This window comes from Pseudoalteromonas sp. US3C1013 (assembly GCF_048401115.1).
In the GTDB taxonomy this organism is placed as follows: Bacteria; Pseudomonadota; Gammaproteobacteria; order Enterobacterales; family Alteromonadaceae; genus Pseudoalteromonas; species Pseudoalteromonas undina.
The window spans coordinates 74,109-87,055 of the sequence record NZ_CP183075.1 but is presented as its reverse complement, the minus strand read 5'-3'; the positions used below and the strand labels follow the sequence as shown (position 1 = coordinate 87,055).

The window sequence follows — 12,947 nt, the reverse complement described above, 5'->3', positions numbered from 1 at the left end:
GTGAAATCTATGAGCTCACACGACAACGAATATGACTTACTCATTATTGGCGGCGGTATTAATGGCGCTGGCATTGCAGCCGATGCTAGTGGTCGTGGCTTAAAAGTACTCTTATGTGAGCAGAACGATTTAGCCTCTGCTACCTCTTCTAATAGCAGCAAACTTATTCATGGCGGGCTTCGCTATTTAGAGAACTATCAATTTAGATTGGTAAGAGAGGCCTTGCGTGAGCGTGAAGTACTGTTAAAAAAAGCACCTCATATTATGTGGCCACTGTCTTTTCGACTGCCGCACCAAGCACATTTGCGTTCGCCATGGATGATCCGCATGGGGTTATTTATTTATGACCATCTAGCTTGGCGTAATACTTTACCCGCTTCAAAAGCGATTGAGTTTAACCGCGATAGCGTACTTAACAGCAGCATCACCCAAGGCTTTGAATACGCAGACGGCTGGGTTGATGACGCGCGCTTAGTGATTTTAAACGCACAAGCAGCGCATAATTTGGGCGCCACCATTGCAACACGCACGCGCTGTATTAAAGCCACCCGTAACGCAGACTATTGGGATGTGACTTTAGAGCAGCAAGCCAGCAAACAACACCTAAATATTAAAGCTAAAAGTGTTGTAAATGCTGCTGGCCCTTGGGTCGCGTCATTATTTGAAGATGTATTTACCCAGCCCACACCACATACTGTTCGTCTTGTAAAAGGCAGTCACATTGTGGTGCCTCGGATCCACAGCCAGCCGGTTGCCTATATTTTACAAAACGAGGATAACCGTATTGTATTTGTGATTCCTTATGAGCAAGATTACTCACTAATTGGCACCACGGATGAAGAGTACACCGGCGATATTACTGATGTAAAAATTAGTGAGCAAGAAATCGAATACCTGATCAGTATTACTAATCATTACTTTAAAAAGCCAATAAGCGAAGCGGATATTGTGCACACATTTAGTGGCGTGCGCCCGCTGTTAGATGACAAATCAACAGATGCCCAAGCGGTCACCCGCGATTACAAACTGATATTAAATAATGAGGCTGATCATGCTCCATTATTAAGTGTGTTTGGTGGCAAAATTACCACTTATAGAAAGCTTGCAGAAAATGCCGTCAATAAGTTAGCGCCTTTTTACCCAAAAATGAGTGGCTCGTGGACGAAAAACACCCCTTTACCAGGCGGCGACTTTAGTAACCAAGCATACCTTATCGCTCAGTTAGAAAGCAGCTACCCTTGGCTGTCAATCGACACCTTAAAACGTATGGTTCGCAGTTATGGCACGCTTAGTTTTCAATTATTGGGTAAAAGCCAAGCAATCGGCGATTTAGGTTATCACTTTGGCCATGGCTTATATGCACAAGAAGTTGATTACTTAGTTAACCATGAATGGGCAAAAAACAGCGCAGATATATTGTGGCGCAGAACTAAGCTCGGACTACGCTTTACTGAAAAACAAGTCATTGCCTTAGGGCAATATTTGACTAAACATCCTGCTTGCCACGACTAAACTGCGATTAACTCGTTGCAACAAGGTGCTGTGATGAGTGAGCGCCTTACTTTAACCGAAACCACCTCACTGGGGGTGACTTACTTAGCAGGATTACAAACTGAGGTGTATGAATCAACTGCGCAGCTTGCCAAGCGTTCGCCGCTTTGAACCAAGTATAAGCAGTGAAGAGCGCAACGATTTATACGCAAAATGGCTACATTGTATTGCATTGAACAAGTTAGACTTTTCAATAGCACTGACGACAAGAGTGAGCAAGTAAACACAAGAATACTTATGGGCGCACACAATAATACTAAAAGTACCTGCGATGTCGTACTTCGATTAATCAAAATCACAAAGAAGCCTCAAAAACATCTGGATGACGGCTAGCTAAAGTAATAATCTCATCTATGGTGACTCTTATTTTAGGCAGAATGTAAGGTGTTTTTAGCCAAACAATACTGATGGGTGCTCCTTCGCCATTGAATTTCTCTAATACAGGGCATAATTGCCCATCATCAAGGTATTGCTTCACTAACCATACTGGTAGTTGAGCTAAACCTGCATCAGATAAAGTCGATTGCAAAATACCTTCACAGTCGGCTATCTCATGACGTGCTGAAATATCAACAGATTCGGTTGCCCCTTTAGCATTTTTCAGCAGCCAACTATGCCTTTGTCCTATAGGCCAACCGACGATGCAATCATGTTGGGCTAGATCTTCTTTTTTGGTAATCGGCCCTCGAGTTGCCAAATAAGAGGGAGAGGCACATATCACCCTTTTTTGCTCCCCAATTTTACGTGCAACAATATCGCCCGAGTTTTCTAAGTGCCCAACGCGGATCGCAAGATCAATCCCATCACTAACTAAATCCGTAGGACGGTCATTAAAGGTAATAGATAGATCTAATTGCTCGAACTTGGACGTTAATTCTAGCAACTTGGGTAGGATTGCTCTTCTACCGAGAACTGCGGGTAAATCAATACGCACACGCCCTGATGGCAATAACTGTTGATTGCTTAAGCGCTTCTCTGCTTCCTCTAAAATGGTCATCGCTTTAAGGCAGTCGGCTAAATAGGAATCCCCATCATTGGTTAACGCGATGCGTCGAGTTGTTCGATGAAGGAGTTTGGTGCCTAGCTGTTTTTCTAGTCGAGCAACGCTTTTACTTAAAGCTGAACCGGTCATTCCAAGCGCTTGAGCCGCAAGGGTAAAACTCCCCAACTGCGCAACGGTGACAAAGTGACGAACTTCTATAAATTGGCTTTTTAACATCATTAATTCCCTGCAGGACTTTGTGTTTATCATTTTAAAGACTTAATAAACCAATGTGAATCGATTATTCTGCATACATCAACGAGATTATTCACATCAACTAATTTTAATTAAGGTAAACATAATGAATAACTTCAATAGATTCAGTGGGAAGGTTGCTTTTATCCAAGGTGGCAGTCGCGGTATTGGTGCCGCCATTGTTGAGAGGTTGGCATTGGAGGGAGCGTCTGTTGCTTTTACATTTGTGTCATCTCACGAAAAAGCTAAAGCGATTGCTGAGAACTTAACTTCACAAGGTAGCAAAGTCATCGCAATAAAGGCGGATAGCACTAAGCCTGAAGATATCAGAAATGCAATCAGCGAAACCATAGAACAACTTGGTCAAATTGATATTGTCGTAAATAACTCAGGTACGCTGATCTGGGACAGTATTGAAAAATTGACAATGGATAATTGGGACAAGACCATTAATACCAATGTAAGAAGTGTGTTTGTGGCTATTCATGAAGCCGCGAAACGCATGAAAAATAATGGCAGAATAATCAATATCAGTAGTACGAACGCTCAGCGCATTCCTTTTGCTGGCGGTTCAATATATGGAATGAGTAAGTCTGCACTAACCGGATTGGTTAAAGGTCTCTCTCGCGATCTAGGCCCTAGAGGCATTACAGTTAATAACATTCTTCCTGGTCCAGTCGATACTGACTTAAACCCAGACAATGGCGATACTTCGGAGCCTGTAAAAGCAATAGGTGCACTTGGTCGTTATGGTCAAGTGGAGGAGATTGCGAGCTTAGTTGCATTCGTTGCTAGCTCAGAAGCGGGTTATATCACTGGCGCTGACTTGATGATCGACGGTGGATTTTCCGCTTAATCAAGATATGCGGTCGAGTAACTCGTGATTTATCAATCTAACTTCAGCAATCATCGATACATGGTCAGTAAAGAGAAGTACTATGGTTGGCCTATTTCAAGGCCAACCTTTTTAGCATACCTACAAATAGCAATTAGCTGTCACAACATAAAAATCCAATATTAAATACTGGAGCCCACAAAAAAGAGGCTACCAATCGACACCTTAAAACGTATAGCGCGCAGCTATGGCACACTTAGTTAACCATGAATGGTTAAGAACTAACGCAGATATATTGTGGCGCAGAACTAAGCTCGGACTACGCTTTACTGAAAAACAAGTCATTGCCTTAGGGCAATATTTAACTAAGTCATAGCTAAACTGCGATTAACTCGTTGCAACAAGGTGCTGTGTTAATGCAGCTTTTTCATCAGCCGAAAGCATTTGCTTTGTTTTGCTGGCAAAGTCATAACGTACCATGACCGTTTTACCAATAGCGCAACACTTATCTTGCTGCCAGGCTTCTTGGCGGATCACAAATGAGCTATTACCAATCTGCTCTATGCTGGTGTTAATTGTCACTTCATGAGCATAAAATAGCTCGCCGACAAACGACACTTCAACCTTAGCAATAATTAACTTCCAGTTGTGAGGATTAAGATCAGGGGTAAAAAATTTAAAAATAGGTACTCGGGCGGCTTCAAACCAAACTGGGAGTACGGTATTGTTGATGTGTCCGAGTGCATCCGTTTCGCTAAAGCGCGGCATCACTTTTTCAGTAAACATAATAATCCATAATAATTAAACAGGTAACTCATGACGGACTTTATCCGCGTATATGACAACGCGCTCAGCAGTGACTTTTGTGATAACTTTATCACCACCTTTTCTCAAAGCCCGCATATTAAACAAGGGATGACATCGGGCGGCGTTGATCTTAATAAAAAAGATAGCCACGACCTGCACTTAAACAATCATCCTGAATACGCAGAACAATTAAAACATATTCAACAAACCACTGCACAGTATGTTTTTAAATACATTGAAGAACATATTTTTATGATGATTGGGGCATTTGGTTTAAAAGTATATCACCCAAAAACAGGTCAGCCGGTAGATTTGACTCATGCCAATTATGACGAAGTAGGTAAACCACAACTTCCTTTATTGGTGCAGCAAATTTTTAGGCTCGGTAATATTCAAGCACAAAAATATGAGGTCAATAAAGGGGGCTATCCGTATTGGCATAGTGAGGTGTATCCGCAGTTACAACATAATGAAGCCCTGCACCGGGTATTGTTATTTATGTTTTATTTAAATGATGTTGAAGAAGGCGGAGAAACCGAGTTTTATTATCAAAATCGTAAAATAGCCCCTAAAAAAGGCTCCATGGTGGTTGCTCCAGGATATTTCACGCATACACATAGAGGCAATAAGCCAGTATCAAATGATAAGTATATTTTAACCTCATGGGTTTTGTTCAATCGAGCAGAGCAAATATATGGAACGCCACAAAGCTAGGTAATCAGCCAATAAAAAAGCCATAAGTAATTTTTACTTATGGCTTTAAAAAGTATTGAATAAATAAGGGATTAACCTAGTAGCTCATCAAACAAATTAAATAGCGTGTCCATTTCTTCTAGAGTGTTGTAGTGCATGCAACCAATGCGTACTACGCCGCCCTTATCAAGCACACCAAGTTGTTTGCATAAACCTTGGGCGTAAAAATTACCATCCCATACACATACATGTTGTTTGCCTAAAAATTCAGACACTTGGCGAGGCTCTAACCCTTCAAAGGTCAGTGCAAACGTAGGGGTACGCTCACTTAAGCGTTCTAAGTCATCAATACCAAACAATTTAATACGCGGATAATTAACCAGGCGTGTTAAAAAGTATTCACTAAGCGCCATCTCGTGTTGTTTCGTTTTTTCAAACGCAACACGCAGTTTTTCTCGGCGTGAGTGACTGTCATCAAGTTCGCTAATTGCCGCAATGTAATCAACCGCCGCAATAAAGCCCGATAGTGCTTCAAAACTTTGGGTACCAGTTTCCCAACGACCAGGAGCAATATCTTTTGCTGGCTCTACTTTATAAGGTGTAAACCCTTCTAAATGCGAAGCTTTACCGTAAACCATACCTAAGTGCGGGCCAAAAAACTTATATGCAGAGCACGCTAAAAAGTCACAATCTAACGCTTGCACATCGATTAGTTCATGAGGGGCATAATGCACAGCATCAACATACACCAATGCACCGACATTGTGCGCAAGCTCTATAATGCGTTTAATATCGTTAATAGAGCCAGTGGTATTTGATGCATACGTAACGGCAACCAATTTAGTGTTAGCGTTTAATAAGCTTTCAAAATGCACCATATCTAAACTGCAATCGGCTTCGTTAATTAGCGCAGTGTTAACCACTGCACCTTTATCTTCAGCGGCTTGCTGCCAAGACGATACATTTGAAAAATGATCTGCATTGGTCACAATAATTTCATCGCCTGCTTGCCAACTGCGTGAAATCGCACGACTGAAGCTAAACGTAAGGCTGGTCATGTTCGGGCCAAACACAATATTTTGTGCACTAGGCGCATTTAACAAATCAGCCGCCGCTTGACGCGCATTAGCCATTAACTCAACCGTTTTGTCACTTGAGAAAAACGCACCGCCCAAGTTTGAATTGTAATGCCCTAAATAAGCGGTCATGGCACTGAGTACCTGCTGGGGTACTTGTGAGCCACCAGGCCCATCTAAAAATACCGGTGACTTGCCATCAACCGTTTGCATTAAAGCAGGAAATTGCGCGCGCAATTGCATTAAATTCATTTTATTTCTCTTAAGCAGTTAGTACAAAACAATCCAGGTAACCTGGTTTGTTAGCATCAATTTTGTTCATTGGCGTGGCGTTATGCCATACCTGACGGTCATTAATTAGTGCAAACATGCCGTCTTTTATTTCCATTTTAAAACAAGGTTCAGCTTGTTGGTTTTCATAAACCAATAGCTCACCACCTTCTAAATTCTCATGAGAAACACCACATACACACACATGATCAAACCCGTCTTGATGCACACCTTCTGGGGCTGCTGGCGTGTCGCTATCAATGGCAAGCATTCTAAATTGGTGAATTTCAATATCACGCTCTGCATCAATACCGGTAATCGCACAAAATTCGCTAACAATACTTTTCATACCCTCAGACTCAAGCAAGCTTTGCTCTAAATTTTCGTAAGTACGTTCAACATTACCTTGAAAGGTATTAATTGAATCGTCTTGCACAAACGCTTTAGTCGCTTGAAGATTAAGCTCACCATTTTGTAGTTTAACTACTGAATAACGGCGTTTGCGAAACGCACCATCTGCATATGGGTTTGCAGGTAAGTTATCAAAAGAAGGCTTAACCAAATCAATGTTGGCTTGGTTAATAAAACGAAGTTGCAGTAAATTCTGGTTGTTTAATGCGGTCATAAAATCCTGCTTATAATAATGATAATATTGGCAGGGATTTTAATGCATATAGCGAGGATTTTTTGCTTTATTATTCAACTAAAAAGTAAATAATACTTAAATTTAATTCAATATAAGATTATTAAAGCATGAATAATCCAAATTAAATTCAAACGACAAAAAACCCGCCGAAGCGGGCTTTTCATTCAAACTCTATTAATTATACAGCTTGCTGAATAATTACGTTGTCTGCTTTTTTAGTGTATTGAGGCATACGGTGGAAGTTCAAGTAACGGTAGGTATCTGCTGCCGTTGCATTGATTTTCGCTGCATATTCTTGGTACTCAGCCGGAGTAGGTAATTTACCTAAAATTGCCGCTACTGCTGCCAGCTCTGCTGAAGCTAAGAACACATTTGCGCCTGTACCTAAACGGTTAGGGAAATTACGTGTTGAGGTAGACACAACCGTTGCTTTATCTGCAACACGTGCTTGGTTACCCATACACAGTGAACACCCAGGCGTTTCAATACGTGCTCCAACACGACCAAAGATACCGTAGTAACCTTCGTCCGTAAGCTGGTCTTTGTCCATCTTAGTTGGCGGTGCAACCCAAAGCTGTGTTGGAATACGACCAGTAAAGCCATCGAGTAATTTACCTGCGGCACGGAAGTGACCAATGTTAGTCATACAAGAACCGATAAATACTTCATCGATTTTCTCGCCTGTTACATCAGACAGTAAACGCGCATCATCTGGATCATTTGGCGCACAAAGTACCGGCTCTTTAATGTCAGCTAAGTCGATTTCAAGCACATGCTTGTACTCAGCATCTTTATCCGCTTCCATTAGTTCTGGGTTAGCTAGCCATTCTTGCATTGCTGTAATACGACGTTCGATTGTACGTACATCACCGTAGCCTTCAGAAATCATCCACTTAAGCATAACAATGTTAGACTCAAGGTATTCGCTGATCGACTCTTTAGAAAGCTTAACAGTACAACCTGCAGCTGAACGCTCTGCTGATGCATCTGATAGTTCAAATGCTTGCTCAACAGTTAAGTGCTCAACTCCTTCAATTTCTAGTATACGACCAGAGAACTCGTTGATTTTACCTTTCTTCTCAACCGTTAATAGCCCTTCTTTAATACCGTAGTAAGGGATGGCATGAACGAGGTCACGCAACGTGATACCAGGCTGCATTTCACCTTTAAAACGAACCAAAATCGATTCAGGCATATCAAGTGGCATAACACCTGTTGCTGCTGCAAATGCGACCGCACCTGAACCCGCAGGGAATGAAATACCTAATGGGAAACGCGTATGTGAATCACCACCGGTACCTACGGTGTCTGGTAATAACATACGGTTCAACCATGAGTGAATTACACCATCACCAGGACGAAGCGATACACCACCACGGTTCATGATGAAATCAGGAAGTGTATGATGCGTATTTACGTCAATTGGTTTAGGGTAAGCCGATGTATGACAGAAAGACTGCATGGTTAAATCTGCAGAGAAGCCTAAACAGGCTAAGTCTTTAAGCTCATCACGTGTCATAGGACCCGTGGTATCTTGCGAGCCAACCGTAGTCATTTTTGGTTCACAGTATTGGCCTGGGCGAATACCGGCAACATTACATGCTTTACCCACCATTTTTTGCGCAAGCGTAAAGCCTTTATCTGACACTTCAGTAACTGCTGGTACTTTAAATACGTCAGTTGCACCTAAACCCAGTGATGTACGTGCTTTGTCTGTAAGACCGCGACCAATGATCAGTGGAATACGACCACCAGCACGAACCTCATCAAGAATGACCTCTGATTTAAGTGTGAACGTAGAGATCACGTCATCAGTACCGTGACGTTTAACAACCCCTTCATAAGGGTAAATGTCGATTTGGTCACCCATGTTGAATTCATCAACATTTAATTCGATTGGTAATGCACCCGAGTCTTCCATTGTATTGAAAAAGATAGGCGCAATCTTGTTACCTAAACAGACACCACCTACGCGCTTATTTGGGACAAATGGGATATCAGCACCCATAAACCAAAGCACAGAGTTAGTAGCAGATTTACGTGAAGACCCGGTACCAACAACATCACCTACGTAAGCAAGTGGTAAGCCTTTAGTTTTTAATTCTTCAAGTTGAGTGACAGGACCTACTTCACCGTTTTTGTCAGGATTAATACCATCACGTTCTGTTTTAAGCATCGCTAGTGCGTGAAGTGGAATATCAGGACGTGACCATGCATCTGGAGCGGGTGATAAGTCATCCGTGTTTGTCTCACCAGTGACTTTAAATACAGTAACCGAGATCTTTTCAGCAACAGCTGGCTTATTAGTAAACCATTCTGCGGCAGCCCAAGACTCAATGATTTGTTTGGCGTATGTATTACCTGCTTTTGCTTTTTCTTCTACATCGTAAAACGCATCAAACATTAGTAATGTGTTTGCAAGGCCCTTAACTACGATTGGCGCTAACGCTTCGTCATCAAGTAGGTCAACCATTGGCGCGATATTGTAGCCACCAAGCATAGTACCAAGCAATTCAGCTGCTTTTTCTTTAGAAAGAAGTGGAGAAACGGCTTCACCTTTTGCAACTGCCGCTAAAAAACCAGCTTTAATATAGGCTGCATCATCGACACCCGGCGGTACACGATTGATTAGTAGTTCTAGGACGAATTCTTCTTCACCTGCCGGTGGAGTTTTAATTAGCTCAATAAGATCAGCCGTTTGCTGAGCATCTAATGGCGCTGGTACGATACCTAACGCGGCACGTTCTTCTACGTGTTTACGATATTCTTGTAGCACAGTATTGCCCTCTTGGTGACGTGAAAGTATTCGGTAGTGTTTACAAAACACACTATAACCCAATACTTATAGTATTCTAACGCTCGATTATAAAGCTTTTATACATAGATTAAAATCCATCCACTTGGGCAACTAGTTATATCGATTATTAATAATATGAATAGTGAATTTCATAAAATCAACTTTCATGAATACTTATTAACAGCCATAAAAAAACCCAGCATAAGCTGGGTTTTTACTTAATTAGAAACTATTAACGTAGTACTTTTACACGTTTAATAGATTTTACGTGTGCTTCAACACGACGGTTTTCAGCGTGTGCTTGTGCCGTATTCGCTTCATTTTTAAGGCGTTCTTCGCCTAAGCCAGCTGTTGTAATGCGATCTTCTGCAATACCATCAGCAATTAGCTTTTTAGCTACTGCATCAGCACGTTTTTTAGATAACCATTTATTGTAAGACGCTTTACCTACTGCAGACGTATGACCTTCAAGAAGTACAGTTGTATCTGGGTACTCTTTTAAGAAAGACGCTACTTCGTCAATATCATTTAAGTACTGCTGTGAAACTGACGAGTCATTGTTAGGGAATGTTACTAACAAGCTTACTGTTACTTCAGTATCTTCATAAAGTGTACAACCATCACTATCAACCGCATCTGTCATCGGTGTGTTAGCACATTTGTCATCTACATCAGGAATGCTATCTTTATCAGTATCAGCAAGTGTTACCGGCACTGGAACAATTTCTGGCTCTGGTTGTGGTGCAGGCTCAACTGGTGCTACTGGCGCTGATTTTTGGCCGAAAAAGTAGTTAATACCTAATTTTGCGCCAACATCTGTGTAGCCTTTGTCTAAACCTTGGTAAACACTGGTTTCAGCATTTACAAAGAAGTTGTCTGTAACAAAGTGTCGGTAACCTACACCTGCATTTACAAACGTGTTGTCATCAACAACATCAATGTCTTTCAGACCGAATAAACCGTAAAAAGGGCCGCCGCCAAAGTGGTAAAGCGCATCGATACCGTAACGTTCGCCGTCAATATCGTTGCGGTTGTTAAGTACTTTGTCATGTGCATTAAAATCTAGGTCTGCGTATTCTAAACGTGCGCTCCAGTAATCATTAAAGCGGTAACCTAATTCAGCACCCCAACCTGTTGACTCATTAACGTCAAGGCCAGCCTGCTCACGCATGTTTTTCCACGAAGCATCGTAGTAATCACCGAACGCACCAATGTAAAAACCTTCTTGTTCGGCAGCAAAAGTAGATGCGCTAGTTGCAGCTAACGCTATGGCAATTGTAAGTGATTTTAATTTCATTGTTTTCTTCCCATTTTAACAACTAAAAATGTAGCTAAGCATTGCTAGCTCTTCTAACTTACCTATACAGTAACTGAGCCTTTGTTAATCAATACTTAACGCAAATATATTTTTTCAATATCTTAGGATAATAAAACTAGCCCATAAAAAATGTTACTGAACAAAGACTAGCTCAAAAAGCAAACAATCGCTTTAAACCCCATACGATCACTAGCCTTTATGGATGTTATGGTATCATTCGTTCATAGTTTGCTCTATGAATGAACATCGCAGGGGTAAAAAATGACCTTTTATATTCATTTTAAAATGCAATAAACCATACTTAAGTACCGCAAAAAGTACGATAATTCTTATCATCTTCGGGCGGCGTTTGAAACTCAGTGGCCTGCGCATGGCTTGTGTAAGGGCTCGACATCACTTTGCTAAAACGACTGAGTAGCTCACTATCCCCATGCGTAGTGTACTGAGTAATAATATCTTCAATAATATGGTTACGTGGGATCACGCTCGGATTGGCTTGTCGCATCACTTGATAGCTGTGCTCATTAGTTCGTGTTTGCCATTGCTGTGCCCAAGAGGTAAGTGCTGATGGTATTTCAGCTTGCCCATTTAACGACTCAGTGAGTGCATTAAAAGTATTGGTATAATCAAGCTGGTGTTCTTTTAATAGCCCTAGTAACTCCCCCACCAGCTCATTATCTTTATCATCAGCTATTGTTAGCCCTAACTTTTGTGCCCACATAGCGCTAAATTGCTGATTAAATTGGGTCGAAAAGTCTGCAATGATAGGTGTCAGCATTGCTACGGCTTGCTCATCGTCGTCACTTATTAGTGCCATTAGACTCTCAGCTAAGCGAGCACAGTTCCAACTCGCCATGTTTGGCTGATTACCAAATGCGTAACGCCCTTGCTTATCAATAGAGCTAAACACGGTATCAAAATCAAACTGGTTCATCATGGCACATGGACCGTAATCTATGGTTTCACCACTAATTAAGGTGTTGTCGGTATTCATTACCCCATGAATAAACCCCACCCTCATCCAACTTACGACTAAGTTAACTTGATTGGTTATCACTACGGCTAGAAAATCCAAGTATCGCTGGGCGCCAGTGCTGTTAATTTCAGGGCAATGTCTTTGAATGGCTAAATCGGCTAAGTTTTTTAGACTGGTCAAATCGCCTTGGGTAGCTAAATATTGAAACGAGCCAACTCGAATATGACTACTCGCGAGTCGCGTTACAATAGCGCCAGGTTGCGGCGGGTTACGATAAACAGTTTCACCACTACCAACCACGGCTAAACAACGCGTAGTAGGAATGCCAAGCGCATGCATTGCTTCGCTCATTACGTACTCACGAATAGCAGGTCCTAATGCACAGCGCCCATCTCCACCACGCGAGAATGGCGTAGCGCCAGCGCCTTTTAATTGCAAATCCCAAAGCTGGTTTTTATCATCACTGATCGCGCCAAGTAAATGCGCTCGGCCGTCTCCTAAGCGTGGAGAAAAATGACCAAACTGATGACCCGAATACCCTAATGCAACTGCAGAAACTGCTTGAGGTTCATTTCCACTGAATATATTTGCTCGAGAATCTGCATTCACTTGTATATTAAATTGTTCGGCTAAGGGCTCATTCCATAACAATAACCGTGGCGCTGTCACCTTGGCTGGATGATCGCTAATTGCAAACCCCTCACCAATGTCGGTATACCTTGGCACTAATTTCATGTTTAA

11 protein-coding genes and 1 pseudogene are annotated in these 12,947 nt (G+C 41.8%); 5 read left to right on the top strand and 7 right to left on the bottom strand.

What is annotated here, in order from left to right:
- Positions 1-9: 9 nt before the first annotated feature.
- Both glpD and ACNSN2_RS00420 read left to right on the top strand, forming a co-directional pair.
- Positions 10-1,512 (top strand): glycerol-3-phosphate dehydrogenase, encoded by a 1,503-nt coding sequence (glpD, locus tag ACNSN2_RS00425; RefSeq protein WP_418609019.1) that lies wholly within the window; start codon positions 10-12, stop codon positions 1,510-1,512.
- Between the two features lie 39 nt (positions 1,513-1,551).
- Positions 1,552-1,723 (top strand): annotated as a pseudogene (locus ACNSN2_RS00420) (glycerol kinase); the annotation flags it as partial.
- 123 nt (positions 1,724-1,846) lie between these two features.
- Here the strand turns inward: ACNSN2_RS00420 and ACNSN2_RS00415 are convergent.
- A complete protein-coding gene (locus ACNSN2_RS00415) occupies positions 1,847-2,770 on the bottom strand; it encodes a LysR family transcriptional regulator (protein ID WP_010392061.1) in 924 nt (307 codons plus the stop codon).
- Positions 2,771-2,894: 124 nt separating this feature from the next.
- On the opposite strand from ACNSN2_RS00415, the gene ACNSN2_RS00410 reads away from it, so the two are divergent.
- Complete coding sequence (locus ACNSN2_RS00410) at positions 2,895-3,644, top strand: 3-oxoacyl-ACP reductase family protein (protein WP_418608100.1); 750 nt, start codon at positions 2,895-2,897, stop codon at positions 3,642-3,644.
- A 226-nt stretch (positions 3,645-3,870) separates the two neighbouring features.
- Complete coding sequence (locus ACNSN2_RS00405) at positions 3,871-3,999, top strand: hypothetical protein (protein WP_258306477.1); 129 nt, start codon at positions 3,871-3,873, stop codon at positions 3,997-3,999.
- A gap of 11 nt (positions 4,000-4,010) precedes the next feature.
- On the opposite strand, the gene ACNSN2_RS00400 is transcribed toward ACNSN2_RS00405, so the two are convergent.
- A complete protein-coding gene (locus ACNSN2_RS00400) occupies positions 4,011-4,409 on the bottom strand; it encodes an acyl-CoA thioesterase (RefSeq protein ID WP_008108428.1) in 399 nt (132 codons plus the stop codon).
- Between the two features lie 30 nt (positions 4,410-4,439).
- On the opposite strand from ACNSN2_RS00400, the gene ACNSN2_RS00395 reads away from it, so the two are divergent.
- Positions 4,440-5,144: a 2OG-Fe(II) oxygenase gene (locus tag ACNSN2_RS00395; protein WP_010392055.1), complete on the top strand. Its 705-nt coding sequence runs from the start codon at positions 4,440-4,442 to the stop codon at positions 5,142-5,144.
- Positions 5,145-5,215: 71 nt separating this feature from the next.
- On the opposite strand, the gene ACNSN2_RS00390 is transcribed toward ACNSN2_RS00395, so the two are convergent.
- The 5 genes from ACNSN2_RS00390 to ACNSN2_RS00370 all read right to left on the bottom strand — a co-directional run bounded on the left by ACNSN2_RS00390 (position 5,216) and on the right by ACNSN2_RS00370 (position 12,941).
- Complete coding sequence (locus ACNSN2_RS00390) at positions 5,216-6,451, bottom strand: cysteine desulfurase-like protein (protein ID WP_418608097.1); 1,236 nt, start codon at positions 6,449-6,451, stop codon at positions 5,216-5,218.
- Positions 6,452-6,461: 10 nt separating this feature from the next.
- Positions 6,462-7,094: a 2OG-Fe dioxygenase family protein gene (locus ACNSN2_RS00385; protein ID WP_008108423.1), complete on the bottom strand. Its 633-nt coding sequence runs from the start codon at positions 7,092-7,094 to the stop codon at positions 6,462-6,464.
- Positions 7,095-7,293: 199 nt separating this feature from the next.
- Complete coding sequence (acnB, locus tag ACNSN2_RS00380; protein WP_138623575.1) at positions 7,294-9,891, bottom strand: bifunctional aconitate hydratase 2/2-methylisocitrate dehydratase; 2,598 nt, start codon at positions 9,889-9,891, stop codon at positions 7,294-7,296.
- 253 nt (positions 9,892-10,144) lie between these two features.
- Entirely contained in the window at positions 10,145-11,209 is a 1,065-nt protein-coding gene (locus ACNSN2_RS00375) for an OmpA family protein (protein ID WP_010392045.1), read from the bottom strand.
- Positions 11,210-11,531: 322 nt separating this feature from the next.
- Complete coding sequence (locus ACNSN2_RS00370; RefSeq protein ID WP_418608094.1) at positions 11,532-12,941, bottom strand: protein adenylyltransferase SelO; 1,410 nt, start codon at positions 12,939-12,941, stop codon at positions 11,532-11,534.
- Positions 12,942-12,947 lie beyond the last annotated feature (6 nt).